The 25,604-nt window shown below is 50.5% G+C and carries 23 protein-coding genes; 16 read left to right on the top strand and 7 right to left on the bottom strand.

The genetic code is table 11. The features are described from left to right. Window positions 1-74 precede the first annotated feature (74 nt). From ACYVH9_RS23485 to ACYVH9_RS23460, 6 genes are all read left to right on the top strand, one after another. A complete protein-coding gene (locus ACYVH9_RS23485) occupies window positions 75-1,562 on the top strand; it encodes a glutamate synthase subunit beta (protein WP_460638855.1) in 1,488 nt (495 codons plus the stop codon). Window positions 1,563-1,703: 141 nt separating this feature from the next. Then, window positions 1,704-2,915, top strand: a complete 1,212-nt coding sequence (locus ACYVH9_RS23480) for a pyridoxal phosphate-dependent aminotransferase (protein ID WP_460638854.1) — start codon at window positions 1,704-1,706, stop codon at window positions 2,913-2,915. A 96-nt stretch (window positions 2,916-3,011) separates the two neighbouring features. After that, window positions 3,012-3,797 (top strand): queuosine precursor transporter, encoded by a 786-nt coding sequence (locus ACYVH9_RS23475; RefSeq protein WP_460638853.1) that lies wholly within the window; start codon window positions 3,012-3,014, stop codon window positions 3,795-3,797. A gap of 1 nt (window position 3,798) precedes the next feature. Then, a complete protein-coding gene (locus tag ACYVH9_RS23470; protein WP_460638852.1) occupies window positions 3,799-4,668 on the top strand; it encodes a YybH family protein in 870 nt (289 codons plus the stop codon). A 741-nt stretch (window positions 4,669-5,409) separates the two neighbouring features. Next, complete coding sequence (locus ACYVH9_RS23465) at window positions 5,410-6,201, top strand: hypothetical protein (protein ID WP_460638851.1); 792 nt, start codon at window positions 5,410-5,412, stop codon at window positions 6,199-6,201. Between the two features lie 121 nt (window positions 6,202-6,322). Continuing rightward, window positions 6,323-7,669, top strand: a complete 1,347-nt coding sequence (locus ACYVH9_RS23460) for a tetratricopeptide repeat protein (protein ID WP_460638850.1) — start codon at window positions 6,323-6,325, stop codon at window positions 7,667-7,669. A gap of 56 nt (window positions 7,670-7,725) precedes the next feature. Here the strand turns inward: ACYVH9_RS23460 and ACYVH9_RS23455 are convergent, their stop codons facing one another. The 5 genes from ACYVH9_RS23455 to ACYVH9_RS23435 all read right to left on the bottom strand — a co-directional run bounded on the left by ACYVH9_RS23455 (window position 7,726) and on the right by ACYVH9_RS23435 (window position 13,614). Then, window positions 7,726-8,166, bottom strand: a complete 441-nt coding sequence (locus ACYVH9_RS23455; RefSeq protein WP_460638849.1) for a hypothetical protein — start codon at window positions 8,164-8,166, stop codon at window positions 7,726-7,728. 66 nt (window positions 8,167-8,232) lie between these two features. After that, window positions 8,233-8,541, bottom strand: coding sequence for a hypothetical protein (locus ACYVH9_RS23450; RefSeq protein ID WP_460638848.1), 309 nt, complete (start codon window positions 8,539-8,541; stop codon window positions 8,233-8,235). A gap of 137 nt (window positions 8,542-8,678) precedes the next feature. Then, window positions 8,679-9,329 carry a response regulator gene (locus tag ACYVH9_RS23445; protein WP_460638847.1) on the bottom strand — a complete coding sequence of 217 codons (651 nt, stop codon included), beginning with the start codon at window positions 9,327-9,329 and terminating at the stop codon, window positions 8,679-8,681. A gap of 121 nt (window positions 9,330-9,450) precedes the next feature. Then, complete coding sequence (locus ACYVH9_RS23440) at window positions 9,451-12,678, bottom strand: sensor histidine kinase (protein ID WP_460638846.1); 3,228 nt, start codon at window positions 12,676-12,678, stop codon at window positions 9,451-9,453. 180 nt (window positions 12,679-12,858) lie between these two features. After that, window positions 12,859-13,614 (bottom strand): TrmH family RNA methyltransferase, encoded by a 756-nt coding sequence (locus tag ACYVH9_RS23435; protein WP_460638845.1) that lies wholly within the window; start codon window positions 13,612-13,614, stop codon window positions 12,859-12,861. On the opposite strand from ACYVH9_RS23435, the gene tamL reads away from it, so the two are divergent. The 9 genes from tamL to ACYVH9_RS23390 all read left to right on the top strand — a co-directional run bounded on the left by tamL (window position 13,613) and on the right by ACYVH9_RS23390 (window position 23,795). Beyond that, the gene (gene tamL, locus ACYVH9_RS23430) at window positions 13,613-16,333 is read left to right on the top strand and encodes a translocation and assembly module lipoprotein TamL (RefSeq protein WP_460638844.1); all 2,721 of its coding nucleotides are present in this window, start codon (window positions 13,613-13,615) and stop codon (window positions 16,331-16,333) included. The two genes, ACYVH9_RS23435 and tamL, sit on opposite strands and share 2 nt — an antisense overlap. Window positions 16,334-16,517: 184 nt before the next feature. Beyond that, on the top strand, window positions 16,518-17,942 hold the full coding sequence (gene miaB, locus ACYVH9_RS23425; RefSeq protein WP_460638843.1) for a tRNA (N6-isopentenyl adenosine(37)-C2)-methylthiotransferase MiaB: 1,425 nt from the start codon (window positions 16,518-16,520) through the stop codon (window positions 17,940-17,942). Between the two features lie 22 nt (window positions 17,943-17,964). Beyond that, window positions 17,965-19,269, top strand: coding sequence for a sigma-54 interaction domain-containing protein (locus ACYVH9_RS23420; protein WP_460638842.1), 1,305 nt, complete (start codon window positions 17,965-17,967; stop codon window positions 19,267-19,269). Continuing rightward, window positions 19,256-19,816 carry an LptE family protein gene (locus ACYVH9_RS23415; RefSeq protein WP_460638841.1) on the top strand — a complete coding sequence of 187 codons (561 nt, stop codon included), beginning with the start codon at window positions 19,256-19,258 and terminating at the stop codon, window positions 19,814-19,816. The genes ACYVH9_RS23420 and ACYVH9_RS23415 overlap by 14 nt, the downstream gene beginning before the upstream one ends. 115 nt (window positions 19,817-19,931) lie before the next feature. Continuing rightward, window positions 19,932-20,807 (top strand): hypothetical protein, encoded by an 876-nt coding sequence (locus tag ACYVH9_RS23410; protein ID WP_460638840.1) that lies wholly within the window; start codon window positions 19,932-19,934, stop codon window positions 20,805-20,807. Between the two features lie 101 nt (window positions 20,808-20,908). Further along, the gene (gene secG / locus ACYVH9_RS23405) at window positions 20,909-21,226 is read left to right on the top strand and encodes a preprotein translocase subunit SecG (RefSeq protein WP_460638839.1); all 318 of its coding nucleotides are present in this window, start codon (window positions 20,909-20,911) and stop codon (window positions 21,224-21,226) included. A gap of 166 nt (window positions 21,227-21,392) precedes the next feature. Next, window positions 21,393-21,986 carry a hypothetical protein gene (locus ACYVH9_RS23400; protein ID WP_460638838.1) on the top strand — a complete coding sequence of 198 codons (594 nt, stop codon included), beginning with the start codon at window positions 21,393-21,395 and terminating at the stop codon, window positions 21,984-21,986. Between the two features lie 32 nt (window positions 21,987-22,018). After that, window positions 22,019-22,597 carry a Crp/Fnr family transcriptional regulator gene (locus ACYVH9_RS23395; RefSeq protein ID WP_460638837.1) on the top strand — a complete coding sequence of 193 codons (579 nt, stop codon included), beginning with the start codon at window positions 22,019-22,021 and terminating at the stop codon, window positions 22,595-22,597. A gap of 85 nt (window positions 22,598-22,682) precedes the next feature. Continuing rightward, entirely contained in the window at window positions 22,683-23,795 is a 1,113-nt protein-coding gene (locus tag ACYVH9_RS23390; protein ID WP_460638836.1) for an oxidoreductase, read from the top strand. Between the two features lie 6 nt (window positions 23,796-23,801). Here the strand turns inward: ACYVH9_RS23390 and ACYVH9_RS23385 are convergent, their stop codons facing one another. Both ACYVH9_RS23385 and ACYVH9_RS23380 read right to left on the bottom strand, forming a co-directional pair. Next, window positions 23,802-24,626, bottom strand: coding sequence for a DUF2490 domain-containing protein (locus ACYVH9_RS23385; protein ID WP_460638835.1), 825 nt, complete (start codon window positions 24,624-24,626; stop codon window positions 23,802-23,804). An 84-nt stretch (window positions 24,627-24,710) separates the two neighbouring features. Continuing rightward, window positions 24,711-25,103: a DUF4870 domain-containing protein gene (locus tag ACYVH9_RS23380; RefSeq protein ID WP_460638834.1), complete on the bottom strand. Its 393-nt coding sequence runs from the start codon at window positions 25,101-25,103 to the stop codon at window positions 24,711-24,713. Between the two features lie 174 nt (window positions 25,104-25,277). Between ACYVH9_RS23380 and ACYVH9_RS23375 the strand changes: the two genes are divergently transcribed. Next, window positions 25,278-25,556 carry an Rdx family protein gene (locus tag ACYVH9_RS23375; protein WP_460638833.1) on the top strand — a complete coding sequence of 93 codons (279 nt, stop codon included), beginning with the start codon at window positions 25,278-25,280 and terminating at the stop codon, window positions 25,554-25,556. Window positions 25,557-25,604 lie beyond the last annotated feature (48 nt).

The following is a 25,604-nucleotide window of genomic DNA, read 5'->3' as shown; positions in this document are numbered from 1 at the left end:
CTTTACGTGAATAGCCCCGGAAGGCTATTCACGTCCTTCAGACTTATAAAAAACCGTATACGTTTTAACCTACAATGGGAAAACCCACTGGATTTTTGGAATTCACCCGCGAACTGCCGAAAAAGCGCGATGCTCAGGAGCGGGTTCACGATTATAAGGAAATCGAAAAACCGTACGCGGAAGAAGACACCCAGAAACAGGCGGCTCGTTGCATGGACTGCGGCATTCCGTTCTGCCACAATGGTTGTCCACTCGGCAACATCATTCCGGAGTTCAACGACGCCGTATACGAACAGAATTGGGAGTATGCCTACGAAATTCTGGCGTCGACTAACAATTTTCCGGAATTTACGGGCCGTATTTGCCCCGCACCCTGTGAATCATCCTGCGTGCTGGGCATCAATAAACCGCCCGTTGCCATCGAGTTCATCGAAAAATCAATTATTGAAGCAGCCTATGCACGCGGCCTGGTTCAGCCAAACAAACCACTCAGACGCACCGGAAAAACCGTTGCGGTGGTAGGCTCTGGTCCGGCGGGTCTGGCGGCAGCTGCTCAATTGAATAAAGCCGGGCATACCGTCACGGTTTTTGAACGGGCCGATCAGGTTGGCGGTTTGTTACGCTACGGTATTCCCGATTTTAAATTAGAAAAATGGGTGATCGACCGTCGGCTGGATGTTATGGAAGCCGAAGGAATTACCTTCAAAACCAATACCAACGTTGGCGAGCACATCAAAGCAAAGGAACTGCTGTCCGACTACGACGCCATTGTGCTGACGGGCGGTTCGACGGTGCCGCGTGACCTTCCGATTCCGGGCCGTGACCTAAAAGGGGTTCATTTCGCCATGGAATTTCTGAGTCAGCAAAACAAACGCGTGGCTGAACGTGCCGTTGAAGTGGATCACCGGGGTGTAAAATACGCTGACGGAGACATTCTGGCAACGGGTAAAAACGTGGTGGTCATCGGTGGTGGTGATACCGGTTCCGACTGCGTAGGTACTTCCAACCGGCACGGCGCTCAGTCTGTGACTCAAATCGAGTTGATGCCGATGCCACCCGCCGAGCGCGCCGAAAGCACGCCCTGGCCCAACTGGCCCATGATGCTCCGAACCTCAACCTCGCACGAGGAAGGATGCGACCGGCACTGGTCCATCAACACGAAAGAATTCATCGGTGACGAAAACGGTAACCTGAAAGCGCTCCGGATTGTCGATCTGGACTGGCAAAACGTCGATGGTAAAATGAAAATGGTAGAGGTGCCGGGCTCCGAGCGCGACATCGCCTGTGAGCTGGCCCTGCTGGCCGCTGGTTTCGTCAACCCGCAACACGAAGGATTGCTCGATGCCCTCGAGCTGGAATACGAACGCGGCAACGTCAAAGCCGTCAACTACCAGACCACGTCCAACCCGAAAGTGTTTGCCGCCGGTGACATGCGCCGGGGTCAGTCGCTGGTTGTATGGGCCATTTCCGAGGGTCGTGAAGCCGCGCGAGCGGTGGACGTCTTCCTGATGGGTGAAAGCCAACTGGAAGCGAAAGCGAAGTCGATGTTTGCGACGGTCTGACCCACGGATACGCTGAAACGAAAGCCGCTGGTTGACCACCAGCGGCTTTTTTATTGCCCGTTCTGCAAGCCGTTTGATAGCAGCGGCCCGCCATTTTTCGAAACTTTGTACCTTTGCCCCACTTTTATTCCAAATACCCCTATGAATTTTTTAAAATCCAACCGGCTCAATGATTTACGGTATGAAATCCGCGGACCGGTTTACGAAAAGGCGCTCGATCTCGAAAGTCAGGGATACACAATTATTAAACTGAATATCGGTAATCCGGCTCCTTTCGGTTTTGATGCTCCCGACGAAATTGTCCACGACATCATCTTAAATATCCGCAATGCACAAGGGTACTCCGATTCGCGGGGGCTGTTTGCGGCCCGGAAAGCCGTGATGCACTACACCCAGAACCTGGGTATCAAAGACGTGGCCATCAACGACGTATTTATTGGCAACGGCGTCAGCGAGCTCATTTTGCTCACCATGCAGGCCCTGCTCAACGAAGGCGACGAAGTGCTGGTTCCCTCCCCCGATTATCCGCTCTGGACGGCCTCCATTGCCCTTTCGGGCGGCAAGCCCGTTCATTATCTCTGTGACGAACAAGCCGACTGGAATCCGGATCTGGAAGATTTGGAAAGCAAAATTACAGCGCGTACCCGGGCCATAGTAGTCATCAATCCTAATAACCCGACCGGGGCGGTCTACGACAAAAAAATTCTGGAAGGCATCGCCCGAATCGCCGAACAGCACCAGCTAATTGTGTTTGCCGACGAGATCTACGACAAAATTCTGTTTGACGGCGCGGTGCATCATCCGATGGCCACCCTGGTTGAAGATACACTCTGCATCTCGATGGGCGGCTTATCCAAAAATTACCGGGCCGCTGGTTTCCGGGGCGGGTGGCTTATCCTGAGTGGCGCGAAACACCGGGCCAAATCGTACATCGAGGGCCTGACTTTGCTGGCGAGTATGCGACTTTGCGCCAATGTACCTACTCAATACGCCATTCAGACTGCCCTGGGCGGTTACCAAAGCATCAACGATCTGATTTTACCGACGGGTCGGCTGTACCGGCAAATTCAACTTGCCTACGACCGCATTACGGCTATTCCGGGCCTGACGTGCGTAAAACCGAAAGGTTCGCTGTACATTTTCCCCAAAATTGATCTGTCGCAGTTTCACATTGCCAGCGACGACGATTTTGTCTTTGATCTGCTGGAAGAGCAAAAAGTACTGGTAGTAGCCGGAACAGGTTTCAATTACACGCACAACGATCATTTCCGGATTGTCTGTCTGCCTTCCGTTGATGACCTAAACCCAGCCATCGACCGAATCGAGACGTTTTTCGAGAGCCGCCGAAAATGAATGAAGCGTTATGAGTTAAGAGTGAAGAGTTATATCTTGTCTGTGCTTTCAAAATCACCCTATTTTAACTCATCATTCTTAACTCATAACTCCGGAATGGCTTCTTTTTACAGCAAACGGACCAATCTGTACATTTTTCTGAGCGCCATCTTTCTGACCAATGCAATCATTGCGGAAATCATTGGCGTCAAGATTTTCTCGGCGGAAACGCTGCTCAATGTTCCGCCCGCGCAGTTGCACTTATTAGGCGATTTTGTCCTGGATTTTAACCTAACGGCGGGCGTCGTTATCTGGCCTGCGGTTTTTGTCACCTCCGACATCATCAATGAGTACTACGGAATTCAAGGAGTAAAACGCATCTCGTACGTTACGGCGGGCTTTATTGCGTATAGTTTCGTCATTATTTACTTTGTCACCACCCTACCTCCGGCGCAATTCTGGCTGGACGTCAACGCCACGGATGCCGTCGGCAATCCCGTCAATATCAACAACGCTTTTTCCATGATTTTTCGGCAGGGCCTCGGCATTATCATCGGCTCCATAACGGCCTTTCTGGTGGCCCAATTGCTAGACGCCACGGTTTTTCAGTCGCTCAAGCGCATCACAGGCAGCCGCAAAATCTGGCTTCGGGCCACCGGTTCAACGCTCGTCTCTCAGCTAATTGATAGCTTCGTGGTGTTGACGATTGCCTTCTACATCTTCGGAAACTGGTCATTCAAGCAGATTATTGCGGTCGCCATTGTCAACTACATTTATAAATTTACGGTCGCCGTTGCTCTTACACCGGTACTGTATCTAGCTCATTATCTGATTGATAACTATTTAGGAAAAGAACACGCGAAACAATTAGCAAACGAATCGAGCATGAGTACGTTTATGTAGTATGAAACACATTTTCGGCGCTCTTTTGCTGGCCGTTGCGGGGTCAGCCGTTGCCCAAAGTCCGTTGCAGGATATGGTGAATACCGAGAAGAAGTTTGCGCAGTTCTCCCGGGATAGCACCACCAAAACCGCCTTTCTGCGCTACCTGGCCCCGGACGGTATTACCTTCTCAAAAGGAAAGGTAACCAACGGCCGGGAATCATTCGAAAAAAATCCCGAGGGACCGGGTAAACTGACCTGGCAACCCACTGCTGCCGACGTGGCAGCCGCTGGCAACCTGGGCTACACCACCGGCCCCTGGGAGTTTCGGCCAAAGTCGCTGGCAGACAAGCCAACGGGACATGGCCACTACGTAAGCATCTGGAAAAAACAACCCGACGGCAACTGGAGGGTTGTCCTCGATATCGGCATTGACCACCCGGCGCCCCCCACTCCACCCGTGAACACCATTCGGCCCATTACCGGCATCCGCACGGTAATCAATTCCGATACGGCTAAAAACCGGGAAGAGCTGCTGGTTTTTGACAAGCAGTTTATTGCTGCGCTGGAGAAAAACGGTGCTGCCACAACATACAAGCAATTTCTGGCTCCGCAGGCCCGACTTTACCGGATGAATCAGCAACCTTATCTGGAGTCAACAGCTATCGATTCGCTGTTCAAACAGCCGGTAACCCTCGGTTTCTTTCCGTTAAATGCAACCGTTGCCGAATCGGGTGATTTGGGTTATGTTTATGGGAATGCCCAAGTTCTGACGACGGTGGGCGGAAAAAGCACCAAGCAGGCCGGTAACTACCTGAGAATTTGGAAAAAGGGAAATCAGAACCAATGGAAAATAGTCCTGGACTTGATCACACTGGAACCCGCATCCTGACTATTCTGATTGATACAAGTCCAGCAACACCCTTCCAGTTTTTCAGGAAATAAGCCAACGCGATCTTTCGGTTACCCGAGTTGCGTTGGCTAACTTTATTCCCCCCAAATCTGCTCACCAAGAAAAAAAAATTGACCTTTTTGCGCTCTATTTGTCGGCCATCCCAATAAAATTTTCCTGACGCTTATTTAGTTTTCGCTCCCTCTCCGGCTATTTTATATGATACTAACTTCCTCTATTACAACCTAAATGCCTGCACTCAACCTTAGTACTACAATTATTCAACGTCCGCTCACCACAAATTATATTAAGCATTTATACCTATTTCAATCAAGTCAAAAAGCGACATCTCCGCAAGAAATTTTTGTCTGTTAATTAATTTGAGTAGAAACTAAAATTTCATTATCATTGCACCATAAGTAGTTACACGTATTATGTAACTAGTAAGAACCGGAAGAACCAACGCGCCTTTTAGCTAGTTTTTTGCGCTAAATGCCTTTGAATGCTTATTTACAGCTGTGATCCTGGTTTGAATCCTTCTATAAGCCACAGGTTGTACGCTACAACCTGTAGTAAATTTCTGTCTGACAAAAAGCCTCATCTACAAAGATGGACTTAGTTATAAATACCAGCATTGATATATCACTATAGGTAGCTTACTCAAGTATATATGAGGTCTTCTATTTCCTCGCCTGCGACCGAAATAGACGTGTATGTTTAATCATTTATTTTCACCGTGTTATGAATAAAAGTTTACTGGTCTTTGCTTTCATTTCATTGATTTCTGCTTCGGCAATGGCCCAAGGAAATAAATCGCAAAGCAAACAACCACAAACCGAGGATCTGTCCGATCAGCTCAATCATTATCAAAAAGAAGCACAGCGATTATCTAATTATTCAAAAAAACTAAGGTATAAAGTAGCTACGGTCTCCTCCGCGAACAAGCGTTTGGTGATTCGGGTCGAGAAGTTGAAGTACGACAGCCTGCAATTATCCCTCAAATTAAGTGATGCCTTAACGGTTAATAAAAACCTGGTAGAAGCGTACGAAACCCGCATCAAGGGTATGTCGGGTGAGTTGCAGGCTCTCCACGATACACTCAATACCTACCGGGTTGTAAAACGCGACCTTGAACTCATAAAAGGCTATATATCAACACTTTCTCTTGCACCCCGCGAGTACAGACAGCCCTACGAAAAAGTCTTGAGCATTCTGCTGGCGTCACTTTCCAAAAGCCACTCGCCGTATGAGATCACCCGAAATAGCGAACAGGAAATGACCGTTCAGGAATTATACAGCAAAAAAACGAAGGTCTTCCTTTTCATCAACAAATCGGTCAATATCCAGGCTACGCACATTCTGACGTTCAATCCCAATCCGGTCAACGAGATGAAAACGCTGGTTAAAATCCGCACGCTTTTGCAAAAAAAGAAGGGAGATGACCTGATTGCAATGAACGATAGTAACGAAGAGTCGAAAGCGGAAAACCGTCTGTTCAGCTACATGGATAAAGTCATTGTTCAATACCAATAACGGTAAAACCATGAAAGGCAGAAACCTCCTATTGTTATCGTTGTGTGTTTTCCTGTTCTTCTGTGAATGCAAAAGTTCTCCCGCCTTATTGGTCCGAAAACCGTACGTGGCTGATTGCACCATGAACGTATCGCAAAAGCGGCAGGCTGTAACGTATAATGAAACCGGTATTCTTCACTGGAATAAGAAACTCTATGACAAGGCCGCCGAATCGTTCAGAAAAGCGGCTGAACTGGGATACAGCTGGGGACAATACAACCTGTCGCTCTGTTACTGGCATGGCAAAGGAGAAAAGAAAAATCTTGACGAAGCGACCAGACTCATCTTTCTGGCTGCCGAGCAGGGAAACACTGATGCGCAAAACCACGCCGGCTACTTATTTCAAATTGGAATTGGTGTGTCCAAAGATTATCTGAAAGCCCTCAAATGGTACAGCAGATCGGCAGAGCAGGGACACAGCAAAGCGCAGGGATCCATCGGCTATTTTTACCAGTATGGATTAGGAGTTGACGCCAATTCGGAGGAGGCTTTAAAGTGGTACCAGATATCGGCCAAACAGGGCAATGCCACCGCACAGGCTGCCATTGGCCAACTGTACCATACGGGCTCCGGAGTGACTAAGAACCACCAGGAAGCCTTGCAATGGTACCAGCGAGCAGCAGCGCAATCGTACACCCCAATCTACTCGTACCTGGGCGATTTGTACCTTGAAGAAAAGGGTATTTCCAGGAATTTTAAAGAAGCCCTGAAGTGGTACGAAAAATCTGCCCGAAGCGGCCACGCGCGGGGAATGCTCCAACTTGGCAAATTATATCAGAACGGTTCTGGGGTTGCTACAGATTATAAAGAAGCCTTGAAATGGTATCAGGCAGCGTCGGATCGCGGTGAAACACTGGCGCTTGTACAAATTGGCACCTTGCACGAAAAGGGAATTGATGGCCTACCGAATTATACCGAAGCCCTGAAGTATTACCAGGCGGCAGCAGAAAAAGGGTTGGCATTGGGGCAGTATCACCTGGGCCACTGTTACTACAAAGGCAAAGGGACGGACGCTAATTACGACGAAGCGTTAAAATGGTTTCAATTGGCCGCCAACCAGGGACATAGTGAAGGAGCCATCGGCCTGGGACTACTGTACAGTGAAGGAAAAGGCGTTACCAAGGATTGCAATCAGGCATTGAAATGGTTTTTGCAGGCCGCCAATAAACAACATCCGGAAGGTGCTTATCAGGCCTATAAGGTTTACTACTATTGCCTGGTCGATACCAAAAGCGCCTATAAGCAGTTGTGTCAGGCGGTGGCCCAACACCATTCCGATGCGACATTCGAACTGGCGGAAGCGTACTACCTGGGCTTACTGGGCTTAAACATTAATCCGGGAAAAGCCCACAACTTATACGTCGAAGCCGCGAACCGGGGCAATATGCTCGCCAAATCCGCTTTGCAGGTAAAGGTATTCAACTTGTAACGAACCAACCTAAAAAGGAGGAAAGTACCTGGCGATAGTACTTTCCTCCTTTTGGGTTAATTAATTAACGATACAGCCCGGATAGGTTCTTGGACCTGCACTTTTTGCGTTTCCAGCCGGAATGACTTCACGATCCGGGTAAAACCGTCACTCACTTCAAACGTGTACAAACCATCCTTCATGCTTTCCATGTTGAATTTCCGCCAGTACTTTTTCAGTCGCTTGTTCACTTTCTCCGCGTGCAGCACTTCGTTGTTTTCATCCCGCAACGTTACCTGCAACGGAACTTCGATGTAGTTTTCAATCATCAGATTCATTCTGGCAGAACTGATAGACTGGTAAATGGCCACTCCCATTGAATTGGTTCGGCTCACATTGGGCGATGCGGAAGCATTCTTTTCTTTTTCGTCGGGGTCCGGTAACGTTGACGACAAGCCAGCCATAACCGGTGCGCTCATCACGAGCAGAAGGGCGGCCATTTTACATGCGCGTTTCATAGCTATTTGTTGTTTTCTGTTGGGCTTAGCAATCACAGATGCACTTGAAATAATTCATTTGATGGGCTAAAAGTAGCGGAACAAAACCGGCCTCTTGTACCGCAAATGAGGTGATATTGCGGAATAAGCTGAAGCCGGGATGAATGGTAAAATGGCGGGATAAAGGAGAATTAGCGGGCTTTTTCCGTTGTTAGGAGCCTTGTTTGCTACGCTGCCCAGGTACTTGGTGCCTAACCGCTTCAACCGCCATCCCACCAAACGGGGGGCACTCCCGAAATGCGCGGCCCATTCGGCCCGCCCCTCAGCCCGGAGCCGGACAGGCACCTGCCCAACAAAAAAACCAGCCTGACCGACTGGTTTTTTGCTCGTTTTCATCTCATAGATTAGGTTCGGATTGCCCAGAACCTTGCACTTTCGCCAGTGCGTACACGGTTTTACCCGGCAATACCAGCTTCACAAAAATACCCTGCTTTTTCGACGGTATTCTACCCCAGTAAAGGGGATATTTGGGATTAAATCAACCGCTCTTTAATGGCTTTCTCGATAGCTTCGGCCTTCGAATGGACTTCGAGCTTCCAGTAGATGTTCTTGATGTGCGTCCGGATGGTTTCCTTGTCCACAAACAACTGCTCGGCGATGGTTGTGTAGCTTTTTCCTTTGGAGAGCAGCTCGAGCACTTCGGTTTCGCGGGCAGTCAGGGGCGAATTACGGTTTTTCTGAAACGACGCCACTACCATGCGGGCAATGTTGGTGCTCATGGGCGCCCCGCCATCCTGGATATCCCGAATCGCATCCAGCAACCGGCCCGGCTGCATGTTTTTGGTGAGGTAACCGCCCGCGCCCGCGCAGAGCGCTTTAAAAACCAGGTCATCGTTTTCGTAAACCGTCACCACGATGATGTTGGTTTTCGGCCGCATTTTCTTGATTCGGGCAATTCCCTCGATGCCGTTCATGCCCGGCAGTTCAATGTCCATCAACACCACATCGGGCGAATCAGCATGAATGTTTTTGATGGCATCCTCACAACGATAATACGTATTGACGATCTTAAAACCGTAGGTGCTGTTGATCAGTAACGCAAAGCCGTCCCGAATCAGGTTGTCATCCTCCACAATACATATTCGTATCGTTTGCGGGTTACGCAATAGTTGAGGTCCATTCATACGTGTGTTCATTAGAGTTTACAGGGTAATTAACTACTTTTTTGGGCCATACGGCTCCGATATTACACCAGCGGGTAATTCAGTTAACGAAAGGAATGTTGATGAAGATAGAGCGGGTTTTTCACCCAATGTGCGGGATATCCATCCGAAACAGGATCGTGGTGCCGATCATAGCTTCGGACGAAATATCAACCTTGCCACCAATTTTTTCGGCCCGGCTACGGATGTTGTGCAGGCCATTGCCGACCGACGATTTGCTGGTAGCCTGCATGCCGATGCCATTGTCTTTCCACTGCACCTCGATCCGCCGATTCAGCATCGCAAAATGAATCTGCGAAACCGTGGCCTGCGAATGTTTCAAGGTGTTGCTCATGGCTTCCTTGAACAGAAAAATCAGGTGGCGACTCGTGCCCATCGGCAGTACGGCTTTTCGCAAATCGTCCGTTATGCCAACGGCTTCAAACGTAATGTGGCTTCGATCAAACACGTCGTCGCCGAAATCTTTCAATCGAATGGCAATTTCCAGAAAATTATCGTGCTCGGGGTTGATCGCCCAGATAAAATCTTTGGTTCCCTGGTAGAGCCGGTTGCTGTTGTCGCTGATTTTGGTCAGCAGGGGGGCAATGTCGGCCCCGTGACCGTTCAATTTACTTTTGATGATTTCGGTCAGCATCGAAATGCGCGTAATCGTGTTACCAAACTCGTCGTGCAAATCCTGAGCAGCCATTTTCCGTACCCGTTCGTTTTCAGCCAGCGTCACCCGTTCCAGTTCCAGCAGGTGTTTGACCCGTTTCCGCACCCGGTAGTTGTAAACCAGCCAGATTATGCCGCTGAGTACCGTCACGAGCACCACCAGAAACCACCAAGTTTGCCAGAAAGGAGGCAGCACCGTAATCGGAATCCGGAGCATGTTGGCATCGTTCCACACCCCATCGCTGTTGGACCCCCGCACTTTCAGGACGTAATCGCCCGGCTTCAGATTCGTAAAACTCACGTACCGGCGCGTTCCGCTGTCGATCCAGCCTTCATGAAAGCCCTCCAGTTTATACGCATACTGGTTCTTGTGGGAGTTGGTGTAATCAAGGGCGGCAAACGAAAACGAAAAGAAGTTTTCGCCCGGCAGGATTTCAATTCGACCGTTGCGGGCCAGCAGGCTGTCGACATACACCGGTTTTTCAAACTTCTTGAAGGAGGTTAAAACCGTGCGGGGTAAATGGCGGTTCCGAACCATGCGCATCGGCAGGAAGCTCACCAGCGACCCAATGCCGCCAAAAAACAGTTCCCCGTCGGCGGCCCGGTGGTAGGCATTCATGTTGAATTCGTTGATCGTTAGTCCGTCATTGATGTCGTAGTTTTCAAATTTCTTGGCTTCCGGATCAAAACACGATAACCCGAGGTTGGTACTCATCCAGATCCGCCCCCGCTCATCTTCCAGGGCTCCGTATACCAGTTCGTTCGGCAAACCGTTCTGCTCGGTGTAATGGATAAACCGTTCTTGCCCCCGGGGGCCAACTACCATTTGACTCAGGCCCTTGTTGCTGCAAACCCAAAACCGTTCTTTGCTGTCCCGCAGAAAACCCAGCACCTGCTCCCCCATCAGGCTGTGCGGATCTTTCGGGTTGTTTTTGTAATGAGTGATTTTGCCGGTTTTAACGTCTATTCTGTTCAGACCAAAACCCGTTCCTACCCAGATCATGCCCCGGCGATCTTCCTGAATAGCGTATACGATAAAAGCCCGCAGGCTGTTGGGGTCTTTCGGATCGTGGAAATAGCTGGTCACCTGGCCGGTTCTGGCGTCAATCCGGCGCAAGCTGGAGTAGCCCCCAACCCACAGATTCCCCGCCTTGTCCTGGTATAAACTCAACACGCCGTCCCCTTTTTCGATGCCTTTGGCGGTCATCACCCGGCCCATGCCGGACAACCGGCGATCAAAACGGTTCCGCGCCCGGTCGTACCGAAACAGCCCTTCGGTGTTGCCCACCCAGAAATTACCCTCCCGGTCTTCGAGCAGGCTCTGGATTTTATCACTGCCAATGCTGTGCGGATCGGTCGGATTGGCCCGAAACCGTTGCGTGGCCGAGGTTAGGCGATCAACCTGGAGCAAGCCTTCATGCGTTCCAATCCACAGTTTACCGGCATGATCGGTTGATACCGCAAACACCAGACCAGCCGCCGACGATTGCTTTTGATTTGTGATAATGGGCCATTGCCGGAAGGAATTTTTAGAACGACTGTAGACCTGCACCCCGGCATCGTGCGTCCCGATCCAGACAACATCTTCGCGTGGGGCTGGCCCTTCGTAAATCGTGTTGATAAAACTGGTTTTCAAGCCTTTCTTGCCGTACAAATCTTCCTGAATGCTATTGACGTAGCGTACATGCTGGTCACTGGCAATTTTATACCGAAAAATCCCCCCCTGGGCGGTTCCGATCCACAACATGCGATACCGGTCGATGTGGAGGGAAGCCACGGCTTTATTCCCCGTCAGGGCATCAATCTCGGGGTAGCTTTCAGATTGTTTCAATACGGGGTTGATGCGCGCCACCCCGGCGGCCGTTCCCACCCAAATCGTCCCGTAGTCGTCCTGCGCCATGGTTTTCACCCAGGTATCGGGCAGTCGATACTGCCGGTTCAGCGTGTAGGCAACGAGCGTTACCCTGATGGGATCGGTGGTAGCAACAGGCCGGGTAATGGGCAGCTGGGCCAGTCCATCGCCCGTTCCGATCCACAGCATCCCCGTTGAGTCGATCAGCAGGGCATTCACCATTTGCGCCCGCCGGTCGTCATCGCTTTCAACCGTGTAATGCGTAACGTCGTAGTGGGTATTATCCCGAATAACCAGTCGTTTGAGTCCCCAGCTGGTGGCCAGCCACAAGGTTCCGAAGCGATCCGACTTGATGGCGTTGATGGTGGTCAGGCTATAGCGTCGCTGTCCGGATTCGAGCAAATCCCAGCTGCGCCGAAACTGCCCGGTCAGCGGATCATACTGATTCAGGCCATTAACCGTGCCCACCCAGATTTTTCCGCGGGCATCTTCGTGCAACGATGTAATCTGATCGTGGGAAAGCGAGGTGGTATCGAAAGGATTGTGTTTGAAATGCGTAATCTGGTATCCATCGTACCGATTCAAACCGTCCTGGGTTCCAAACCAGACATAGCCACGGCTATCTTTTAAAATACAGTATACTTCACTCTGTGACAACCCATTGTCGACCGAGATCTGATCGAGGAACTGCATCACCGCCCCCCGCGACTCGATTGAATTGCCACGCGGCAAATTATTAGTAACCTGGGCGAACACCGTCACCCCGTTCAGGAAGAGCCATAAAATGCACAGAATCGTCCTCATCCGGTTTGGGGGATAAAATCCCCCTATTTCGCAAAATTACGCCATCGATCCGGTTCCATAAATCCCCCAAATTGGGGTAAATGCACAGCAGGCTTCCCGTTGTACTTTTGTATGTACTATGTACATTTAGTTTAGGTTAAGAAAGTAGTAAAAGTAGCCTTGCTCTGAACAGGGCTACTTTTATTTTGGGCCGACCGACCGGCGCAGGTTGTCGCAGATCACCGCCGTAGCAATGCCGACATTCAACGACTCAGCTTGGCCGTACCGCGGAATCGTAATCCGCTGATTAACAAACCGCTCAACCTCCTCACTAATTCCGTTGGCTTCATTTCCCAGAATGATGTATCCCGACTTCCCGAAGACCTGTGTGTGCACATTGGCTCCGTCCAAAAAAGCGCCGAAAACCGGCTGACCAGCCCGTTCGCTCAGGTAGGTACTGAGCGGGCAGTAATACCACTCGACCCGCGTGAAGGAACCCTTGCTGGCCGAAATAACCTTGGGATTGTAGACATCCGCCGTTGATGGCGAACAGATCAGCTTCCGAATGCCGTACCAGTCGGCAATGCGGATGATCGTTCCCAGGTTACCCGGGTCGCGGATATCGTCCAGCATCAGCACAAACTCGTCGGGATCGGCGCTCAAAAAGTGGTTTTCTTTCGTTTTCGCAACGGCCAGGCTGCTGTCGTTGACCACCAGCGAACCAACGCGTTTCAGCTCATCCGCCGTAACTATTTCCAGGCGAGTCCGTTGTTTATCGAGTTGCGGACCGTTTTCCCGGTAAAAGTCCTCCGTTACCAGCAGAAGTTCGATTTGATAATTCGACGCACAAAGTTCGAGAACGTTGATACTTCCTTCGACCAAAAAAGCCCCGTGCTCCTGCCGGTATTTTTTCTGATGCAGGGACTGAATATATTTGCTAAGTGATTTTGAGAGCATGAAGAGAAAATTGGATTACAACCGGGGTACCGGTATGCGTACAAACTGCGAATTACGGCGAAATTACCGTAATCCGTCGCTTCGACTCCGTAATTCAGCCACTTCTTTGCTTCTGCTACTTGGGCTGCTTGCGTTGGTAGCAGGCTGTGTTAGTTCGGAAAAGTTACAAAAAAATCAATACCTGCTCTACAGTCAGACTATCAGGGGTAACAAGACGCTTCCAAGCTCCGAACTGGATGCCCTGATTCCGCAACGTCCCAACCGCCGGATTCTGCGTTTGCCCATCACACCCGCGCTCTGGTTTTACCAACTGGGGGCACGCACGTTCGACAAAGAAGCCGCCCAACGTGCACTGGACGAAAAGCGCAAAGAATACGACCAGTTCACCGAAAAACCGGATTCTACCCGGTCGTACCGGCGGCAGCTCAAGCGCTACAATCGCGCGCTGACCCGCCTGCGTCGGCGGGTGGATGAAGGCAACTGGGTGATGCGCTCGCTGGGCGAACCTCCAGCCTACTTCTACGAGGAAGATGCCAAAGAAAACGCGCAGAAAATGCAGCGGTATCTGTTTAACAAGGGCTTTTTGCGGGGCAACGTATCTTATACCATCGACAGCACCCGGGCGCTGGGCCGCCGGATTCGGGTTACGTACCGGATTCAGGAAAATATTCCGTTCCACCTCAACCAGATTACGTACGAAATTGCCGATCCGCGCGTCGACTCCATTGTCCGCCCGACCCTCGACCGTGCTTCCCATCTTAAAACCGGCGAACGCTACGATGCCGACAAAATCGAAGCCGAACGCATCCGGATCGAAGAATTACTTCGCAACAACGGATACTACGGTTTTACCCGGCAATACATTCCGTTGCCCCTCGATGTGGATTCGGTACGCAGCATCGACTCCAATCGGCGCAACCTCAACATGTGGGTCCGGATTGCCAACCCGCCGGGTAAATCCGAGCACCCGGTTTTTAAAATCGGCGAAGTGGAAGTTCGCGTCGTTCGTTCGGAAGATCGCTTCTCGGTTGATACGGTGCGTCACGACCGGTTATGGTTTTACATGGGGCGGCAGCAGTATTCGATGCGGTTGCTCGACAGCCGAATTTTTCTGCGGCCCGACAGCCTGTATCGTCTCAAGAATTTTCAGGATACACAACGGCAGTTGTTTCTGCTCAACCAATTCAGTTTTGCCAACATCAGCTTTACGGACACGACCAACCGTCAGTTGCGAACCCGGATTAACCTGATTCCCATCGACAAATACGAACTAACCACTGAGGGCGGCATTTTTGTTTTGTATCAGGGGCAGGGATTTCCCGGACCTTTCGGCAACTTCTCGTTTCGTATTCACAACATTTTCGGTGGCCTCGGCACTTTCGAAACCGCGCTGCGCTACGGTATTGAAGCAACAACGGGCTTTACCGATGTTAATCGGGGGAAAATATACTTTGCGCAGGAATTTGGCTTGAACACCTCTCTGATATTCCCGCACATTCTATTTCCCGGAAAGAGCCGTTTTCTTTTCAATCGACTTAGCCCTCGCACCCAGATTAGCCTGGGTTATAATTATGCCAGCCGCCCGGAATACGGACGAAGGCTATTACGCGCGACGATGTCCTACAACTGGTTAAAAAATAATACGGAACAGTTCAACTTTATCATTTCCGATATTAACTACTTGAAAGCCAGCATAAAAAATGATGCGGTTGGTAATTCTTTCCGCAAATATTTAGACGATTTAGCCGGTCAAGGAAGTACCATCAAAACCAGTTTTCAGAATGCCTTTGCTTCCAGTATCGGTTTCATCTACACACGCAACACCAATGTGCAGGGACAGAATCGCCGGGCGAACTTTTTACGCATGTCGATGGAGTCGGGAGGAACAACTCTGAATTTATTCAATGAGAAACAACTGGACTCCTTCTTTAACCGAACCGATTCAACCGGTTTGCAGTACTACAAATACCTGCGAGCCAATGTCGATTTTCGGCATTACATTCCTTTACGTTCCAAAACTTCGCTGGCCTTCCGTTTCAACACGGGTCTTATCTACGGCTACGGTGCCAACAAAACCGCCCCTTACGAAAAATTATTTTTTGCCGGTGGGAGTAACAGCGTTCGGGCCTGGCTTCCGCGCCGACTTGGCCCTGGCTCCTCCATTCCGTATACCCAGCCCGAAGATATTCTGGTTCCCGACTTCAGAAGGAATCGAAATGAAGATCCGGATAGCAAGTCAAACGGCCAATTCCGCTACGATTTTGAACAGCCGGGCGATGTGCTTATCGAAGCATCGGCCGAATTGCGAACCCACCTCTTTCACCTGGGCGGTGATATCAACGGAGCCTTTTTTATCGACGCTGGAAACGTCTGGACCTTGCGCGACAATGCCAACCGGATGGGTGAAAACTTCCTGTTCCGTAAATCGAACAGCGATTATATATCCCGTAATTTTCTCCAGCAGATTGCCGTCGGCACGGGCATTGGTTTACGCATTGACTTTTCATTTTTCATTATTCGGTTCGACGGTGCCATCAAAGTGTTTGATCCCGCCCGGTATTTCATTTACGATCCCACCCAAAACAACTATATTGTAGAAGGAAAAAGTCCCGGCGAATTCATTGATGAACGGTTTATTCTGCCCAAATTCCGTTTCGACAAACTGTTTCGGGGGCCCAACCCGCTCGTTATCAACTTCGGAATTGGCTATCCCTTCTAACAGTTTGCGGTGCCCTCACTTTCCTACCTGACAAACTGTCACAGTTCCCCAAAATCTTCGTATCTTTGCCGCTTAATTTGACGGGTAGGGATTGGTTTGCGGTATACAGTTTTCGGTTTTAAAGTAGCTTCAAACCGTAACTAGAAAACCGTTCACCGAAAAACTGCTCAGACCCAATTATTGTATGGAACGCATTACGGAGACCTTATCCATATTAACGGAAGCCGATAAAGTAAGCACGGACGAACCGCGCGTCCTGGAGGAAGAACTGGCAGTGGGCAAAAAACGGCTTTACATCGAAAGCTACGGCTGCCAGATGAATTTCTCGGATAGTGAAATCGTTGCATCGGTGATGCGGAATGCAGGCTTTGCCACCACCGCAACCGCCGACGAAGCCGATGTTATTTTCCTGAATACCTGCGCTATTCGCGACAATGCCGAGCAGAAGGTTCGCAACCGGCTGAAACAATTGAACACGCTGAAAAAACGAAAACCGGAACTGCTCGTCGGCATGCTTGGCTGTATGGCCGAACGCTTGAAAGCGAAGTTGCTGGAAGAAGAAAAAATAGTGGATATTGTGGCCGGGCCGGATGCCTACCGCGATATTCCAAAATTGGTGGAAGATGCCGAAACGGGGCAGAAAGCCGTCAATGTGTTTTTATCACGGGAAGAAACGTACGCCGACATCTCGCCAATCCGCCTGAATTCCAACGGCGTAACGGCGTTTATTTCCATCATGCGGGGGTGCGACAACATGTGCAGCTTCTGCGTGGTTCCCTACACGCGAGGCCGCGAACGCAGCCGCGACGCTCTTTCCATCGTGCGGGAAGCCCAGGAGCTGGCAGCGGCTGGCTACAAAGAAGTAACGTTGCTGGGCCAGAACGTGGATAGTTACAAGTGGACTTCCGCCGATGGTACCGAGAACGTCAATTTTGCCCAGCTGCTGGAGCGGGTGGCCCTCGTCGATCCGGAGCTGCGCGTACGGTTTTCAACTTCGCACCCGAAGGACATTACCGACGATGTATTGCATACGATGGCGAAATACGCTAACATTTGCAACTACATTCACCTGCCCGCCCAGAGCGGTAACGACCGGATTCTCAAGCTCATGAACCGAACCTACGACCGGGCCTGGTACATGCAGAAAATCGACCGGATTCGCACCATTCTGGGTGAGGACTGCGGTATTTCTCACGATATGATTTCAGGTTTCTGCTCCGAAACCGAGGAAGAACACCAGGATACGCTCTCGCTGATGGAATACGCCCGGTACGATTATGGGTACATGTTTGCCTATTCGGAACGCCCCGGAACGCCCGCGGCCCGAAAATACGCCGACGATGTGCCGTATGAGGTCAAAATCCGTCGCCTGAACGAAATTATTGCCCTGCAACGGAATATGTCGCTCGAACGCAACCAGCGCCACATCGGCAACGTACAGCGCGTGCTGATCGAAGGGCCTTCGAAGCGTTCCGACGATTTTCTGAGTGGCCGTAATGATCAAAATAAAATGGTGGTTTTTCCGAAAGGAAATCACCAGAAAGGACAGTACGTCAATGTGCTGGTAACGGATTGCACGGCTGCAACGTTGCTGGGTACCGTGGTGTAAGCGTTCCCCATTTTCCTACCCTATGGATTTACGAGAAATACAGTCGGTTAAGCAGCGGTTCGGCATCATTGGGAATGCGCCGAGTCTGAATTACGCCATCAACGTAGGCATTCAGGTGGCCGCCACAGATCTGACCGTATTGATAACAGGCGAAAGCGGAAGCGGAAAAGAGTCTTTTTCCAAAATTATTCATAGCCTGAGCAGCCGCAAACATGGTCAGTTTATTGCCATCAACTGCGGAGCCATTCCCGAGGGAACCATTGATTCTGAACTGTTTGGACACGAAAAGGGGTCCTTTACCGGGGCGGTCGACCAGCGGAAGGGCTACTTCGAAACCACCAACGGCGGCACCATTTTCCTCGACGAAATTGGAGAAATGCCAATGGGAACCCAAGCCCGGCTGCTGCGGGTCCTCGAAAACGGGGAGTTCATCCGCGTTGGTTCGTCCAAAGTGCAAAAGACGGACGTGCGCGTAGTGGCGGCTACCAATGTCAACTTGCTGGCAGCGGTCGAACAGGGCAAATTTCGGGAAGATTTGTACTACCGTCTGAACACCGTGCCGATCTTCGTTCCGCCCTTACGCGAACGGGGTGAAGATATTGAACTGCTGTTCCGGAAGTTTACAACTGATTTTGCCGAGCGGTACCGCATCAATCCGGTCCAGTTGTCGGAAGCCGCCAAGCTGTTGCTGCTGCGGTATCCGTTTCCGGGCAACATCCGGCAACTAAAAAACATTGCGGAGCAGATTTCTATTCTTGAGTCGGAAAGCAACCGGATCATTGAAGCTGAAACGCTGGCCAAATACTTGCCGGCGGTTTCATCGCAGGCCCCCCAGGCACCGATGGTCTGGCCCGGAGCCCCCACCGATGCCAACGCTATTTCCGAGCGCGAACTCCTGTATAAAGTGCTGTTCGATATGCGCCGGGACATGAACGATCTGAAGCGGCTGGTGCTCGATGTGCTGAAAAACGAACAAAACGGGCACGAAATCCTGAAAAACAACAAGGAACTCTTCGAGACGTTGCAGACCAACGACCTGATGCCCGAGCCGGAATCGAGCCTGCCGCGCCTGTTACCCCCCAGCAACCGGATCGACGTGGATGAGTATGACTCCGATGACCACGCCAACGATGTGACGGTCGAAGACATCACGCACGAAACGGAAGAAGATGATTCGTTGTCGCTGGAGAAAAAGGAAAAGGAAATGATTGTCAAGGCTTTACGGCGCAATAATAACAAACGAAAATACGCAGCTCAGGCACTTGGCATCTCCGAACGGACATTATACCGGAAGATCAAACAATACCAAATTGATGAAGAAGATTAAGTCAATCAATGGTGAAGCGTTAAAAAGTAAAACGAAGAGCTTCAAAAGCAGCTTTGCTTTGTTTTTACTTTTTAACGCTTCATTTTTCATTCTCTCCTGCGGGAAATATTCGTTTACCGGAACCACGCTGGACCCAAACATCAAAACCATTACGGTCAATACCTTTACCACGACCGCAGCGGGAGGACCGGCCAATCTACCGATTCAGTTTACGGAAAAGCTGAAGGAATACTACCAGCGCTATACCAGCCTGAAGGTGGTTCCGAACAACGGTGATATCATCCTGGAAGGCTCGATTTCTGGTTATGATGTACTTCCGGTGGCGGCAACGGCTTCGGATCAGGCGGCCCAAAACCGCTTGCAGGTGACGGTTCAGGTACGGTTTTCCAACGCCAAAGACGAAAGCAAAAATTTTGATCAGCCGTTTTCATTTTACCAGGATTTCCCGGCCAACCGAACTCTCTCCCAGAGCGAAGGCAGTTTGCTGCCCAAAATTCAGGACCAACTCGTTTTAGATATTTTTAATAAAACAGCCGCCGATTGGTAGCCACCGTAGCCAGGCTGTTTCATCGTTTAATTTTTAACTGAACATCGGAAGGCGAAAGTGGTAACAATTTGTTAAATTTGACCACAGCGACACCACCTCCCGAATCCTGCTTCCAATGAACAAATTGGATAAAGAAACCTTTTCTTTTTGGGTAACCCACCCCGAAGAACTATTGCCCGCGGATTTACAACCCCTGAAGGACGCCATTGGCGCCTTTCCCTATTGTCAGTCGCTGTACCTGCTGGCGGCCAAAGCCACTTCTATTCATCAGAAAAGCCACGCCGTCGAACCCATTCGGCAGGCAGCCGCCCACGCCCTGAGTCGGAACGCGCTCCGCAAGCTAATCGAAAACGAATTTCAGTGGTCCGAAAATCTGCTGAGTCGCCTGAACGAACTCTCGCTCAAGCAGGTCCCGATTCCCGACGATTACAAGAAAGAAAGCTACGAGCTCTTCAAGAAGAAAGCCGAACAAAGCCATACATTCTTTGCCAATCCGATCTTTGATTTTGCAAAATCTGTCGGTTTTGAAGAGCCACGGATTGAAGAAAGCGTGGCAAACGAAACCGTAGAAGCAGCTCCCGAGCCGGTTGATGATCGTCTCCCGATCATTGACAAGGCCATTCTGACCGAAAACGCCGTTCAAACCACGCTGGAGCAACGCGAACCGGAAGAGCCAGCGCCAGCCGCTGCACCAGTTGATCCCGAGCGAAACCGGCAACTTCAGATCATCGACGATTTCATCAAACGGGAACCGTCTATTCAGCGCCCACGCCCCCACGCCAGTGAGCAGACCGATCAGGAAGATCTGACCCGCCGAATGCCCACCAACAGCGGAACACCGGTTACCGAGGCCTTTGCCCGAATCCTTGCTCAGCAGGGAAAGCCCGACCGTGCCATTGACATTTACGTCAAACTAATGTTGAAAAATCCGGAAAAAAAGGTTTATTTTGCGGAGAAAATTGCAGCATTAAAGAAACCGCAAGACCAGTAATTTTACTCCTTTTATATATACGCATCTCTTAAAATAACCGTAAGGTTGAATCAAAAATGCTAACGGCAATCATTGTATTAATTTGTATCTGTACCGTACTGTTGATTCTGGCAGTACTGATTCAAAACTCCAAAGGGGGCGGTTTGGCCGGCGAATTCGGTGGTCTGGGTTCCAACCAGCTGATGGGTGTCAAAAAAACGACGGATATTCTGGAGCAGATTACCTGGGGACTTGGTCTGGCAATCATGGTTCTGACGCTCTCGACCTACATCATCATCGACCGTAATCCCGTTGGGTCTACCATCAACAGCGCGAACGTTGATGCAGCCTCCTCGAAAACAACGACGGGTCCGGGCTTGCAGGCACCGGCCCAGCAGCAGCCAGCAACCGCTCCGCAGAGTGGTACGGCGCCCAAATAATCTGCAAAAAGAAAACGATCTTAAGCCATTGGCTATCAGACCTGTAAGGAATAAAAAACCGTACAGGTCTTTTTTTGGACCATAATTTCTGGTTTGGAAAGTATAAACCGGCGGATTGGTTTCGTTGTAAGTGAAGGTTTTGCATTCTGAATCGTTATTCAGCCTGATGAGAAAAAGTGCCCTTGCCCCCCTTGCCGTTGCCTGCTGTTTTTTTGCCGCTTCCTGTCATCGTCCGTATGCGCGATTTCAGCCTATTCCCGTTGAGTCTTTTCGCTCGGTCAAGGCAGCACACCCAACCCCAGTGATGCCGGATTCAGTCAATCTTCCGACGGATGATTGGGCTCAGCTGGTTGCAGAAGCCCCCCAGCCCAAACCCGGGCCGGAAGCGTATGCTTCATCAGCCGCGATTCTGCCCAGCCAATCGGTTTCGCAACGGATTCGTCAGGCAACCACAACCCTGGTGAACTCTTCAGCCCATGCCCCCCAAACAACTCCCCTGGCCCAGCAGCCACGGCCCAAACCGAAGCCCGGTCAGAAGAAAACCTTCCGGGAAATGCTGGGGCTCAAGCCGCGCAAAAAACTGAACTGGTGGCAACGCATCCCGTGGCAGCTCAAAGCATCCATCCCGGTTATTGGAGTTGCTATTATTTTCGCGATTCTGCACATCAGCGTTCTGGCCATTATTTTTGGCTTACTTGGCGCTTTTCTGCTCATTCGGGGACTGAAACGCTCCTTTAAGGTTCGGCGCCCGTGGTTTTAAAGTAACCCGTTCGTCCGGCGACCTACTGACCCATGTTTGATGCTTTACAGGCCCATATTGAGAAGAAAATCGCCCTGACGGATGATGAGTTTGCGCACGTCAAGACGCTTTTTACGCCCCGAACTCTTAAGAAAAAACAGTATCTGCTGCAACAGGGCGATGTATGCCGCTACGAAAGTTTTGTTGTAAAAGGTTGCCTGAAATCCTACCACACCGATGATCAGGGAGCCGATCATATCTTGCGGTTTTCGGTGGAAGATTGGTGGGCGGGTGATTTAGACAGCTTTATCAACCAAACGCCATCTTCTTTCAATATCCAGGCTGTTGAACCGGTTACGCTGCTGGTGATTGACAAACCGTCACTGGACCAGCTTTACCAAGTTGTACCCAAGATCGAGACCTTCTTTCGGCTCCTCAACCAGAATGCGCTCATTGCTACTTCCCGGCGAGTGATTACTACCTTTAGCATCCCTGCTAAAGAGCGGTATGAGCAGTTTCTGACGATTTACCCCCACCTTGCTCAGCGGATTCCGTTGAAAGATATTGCAGCCTATCTGGGTATTACTCCCGTTTTTTTGAGCAAACTCCGGCGGGAACGGTCCGAATTCTAAAACCAGGTTTAGCCAATTTATTAACCTACTTTAAGATAAAAGTCCGCTGTCCGGAGGAATTTTGTGCCGACCAATCAGTACAGGCATGACACATTCTCAGCGCTCTTTTTTCGACACGATCCCACTAGGTCATCACTCGCTGGTAAACCGATTCGTAGTGGCCCCCATGACCCGAACCAGTGCCAGCTCTCAGGGTGTCCCCACCAACGAGATGAGTGATTATTACGAGGCATTTGCCGCAGGCGGTTTTGCGGTCATTTTATCCGAAGGGGTTTATACCGACGCTATCGCTTCCGTTTGTAATCCGAATCAGCCCGGCATCGTTACTCCGGAGCAGGTAAATGCCTGGCAGAAAATCACCCAACGGACCAAAAAACACCCGGTGGTTTTTCTCTGTCAACTCATGCACGCCGGAGCGTTGTCGCAGGTGCTCTCTCATACCCTGGCTCCTTCGGCCATTCAGCCACTCGGAAAACCGTCGGCTTCGTCCGGTGGTCGCCCCCACTTTACGCGCCCGACTGAGATGAGCCAGGCCGACATTCAGATGACCATCGACGGGTATATTCAAGCCGCCCGCAACGCCCTTGCAGCGGGCTTCGATGGGGTGGAAATTCACGGTGCCAACGGCTATTTGCCCGACCAGTTTATCACCTCTTATACCAACCAGCGCACCGATCACTACGGCGGCACAGTGGCCAATCGGTTTCGGTTTCTGGCGGAAATTATTGCCGGCATCCGGGCCGTTGTACCGAGTAATTTTATCGTTGGAGTACGCTTATCGGAAGGAAAAGTAAACAACCTGGCTTACCGCTGGGAAGAGGGGGCTGAAATGGCGGAAGCACTTTTTGCGGAAGTCAAAAAATCGGCTCCGGATTACCTGCACATTGCCGCCGAAGGCGGTGACTGGCAGCGTGAATGCCAGTACGCCGATGGGCGTTCTTCCACCGGAATTGCCCGGAGCCTGCTGACGTGTCCGGTCATGGCCAACGGCGGTTTACATGATCTGAACCTGGCCAGCTCAATTCTCAACGACGGACATGGCGATCTGCTGGCGATTGGTCGCTACGCCATTGCCAATCCGGATTTCCCGAATAAGGTTCTGCACAACAAACCGCTTCGTCCCTTTCAGACCGCCATGATCAAGCCTTCGGTTTCACTTGCCAATACGCGGGCGTATCTGTCTACCCTGCCCTGCTGAAAAATGTCAATCAACGGGAGTAGGCAGGCGCATGCGTGCGCCATTTTTGCGGTCAAACCGGTACATAATCGAGATGACAACATTGTCTTTGGTTCCCAACCGAACCGGAGCCTGATCATACTGGCTCACCCAACCTCCCTGTACAATCCAGTTTCGGTCGAGCTGATAACCCAATCCGGCATACACCCGGTTTCGCTCCAAATGGGGCGCTTTCAGATTCAGGAAAAGTTCGTCGTACAGCGATACGAAAACCGTTCCGGGCTTGATGGTTTCTTCGTTCAACGGAATCATCAGATTGAGCCGGTAACGGGCCCGGTTTCGGAAACGCCCCTGAATACCAAGCTGCTCGGGGGTTGACTCGCCAAACCAACGTTGTTCAACCCGGTAGCGGTGTTCAAACTTCAGACGGCCCACATTCTGACTCATAGTGAGCTGCTCCCACAAGCGGGTTTCCAGCAATTGTGGCCCTTCAGACAGGTCCCGGTAATTATAGGTATGGTACCGTCCACCGGCAATCATGGCCGAGAAAGCAGGGCCCAGATCGTAACTGACACCCCCTTTTAGCTCGTAATAATTTACCTCGTCAAACAGCGAATTGGAACGGAGTTGTCCTTCAAAAAAACCACCCCAGCCCCGTTCCCGGGCAGGCAGTTGAACAATACCGATAAACCAGGTACCCCACGGATGTTGTTGCGCCAGGGCTACATCCGGAAAAAAAAGAAAAGGCAGAAAAAAGGCCGCAAACCGTCGCAGTAGTTTTAACAAGGCCATGCGGGGCAAGCCCCCAAAAAACAGTCCGGCGGTTGGCAAGCCAGTGGGAAACACAGTCATTCAGAAAGTAGCTTGGTGTCGAATAGGATAGCAACAAAAATACGAAACTAACCCTATGAAGGACTACCCGCTCCGTCTGAAATGTTAATTTATAAAGCGAAAGGAAAATGGATAGTTGTAAAACTCCCCATTATTGGCTTTGACACCGGCCAGAACAGAAAAAATAACGCTAAGCAGGCCCAGCACAACCAGTATTGGAACACCGATGAAGATAATGATGAGCAGCAGCCCAATGCAATACCCAATTGTTACCGTAATCTGAAAGTTAACTGACTCCTTGCCGTGGTAATCTACAAATGCTGACTTATCCTTTTGAATTTGCCAGACCACCAGCGGCCCGATGACGTTCCCGAAAGGAATGATAAAACCGCCCAGCGCACTCAGGTGCGCGAGCATCGCCCACAGCCGTTCGTCAGAAGGGCTCAGCTGAGAATAAGGCGGAGGTGTACCGGGGTTGTTATACGGTTGGTTTTCCATAATCGTAGATGGTTTAGTGACAGGTAAATACGATTAAAGAAATGATTTTTACAATCTTTGCGCTTACGAAAGGAAAAAAGGAAGGAAAGGTTAAAAGAACGAAAGGATGAATGGCTTTACTGCCTTTTCTGTTTTTATTCCTTCCTTCCTTTCTACCCCCTTTCTTCACTATTAATGAAACCCGTAATTACGCTCGAATACTGCCCGAAGTGTGGCTGGCTGATGCGCTCGGCCTGGATGGCGCAGGAAATTTTAACCACCTTTACGGATGATATTCACGGCGTTATGCTGCACCCATCTGAAATCAGCGGACGGTTTTCGGTGCAAATTGACGGAACGAAGATTTTCGACCGGAAAGAAGCGGGACGGTTTCCGGAAATCAAAGAATTGAAGCAATTGATCCGCGATGTGGTGAATCCCGAAAAATCGCTCGGGCACTCGGATCGCAAATGACGTACTTAGGGTGAAATTTCTCCCCGAAACGCCAGACTGGCGTTTCGG

This window comes from Larkinella harenae, from assembly GCF_054780515.1.
Note: the sequence above shows the minus strand (reverse complement) of the source record. Positions and strands in the feature narration are given on the sequence as shown.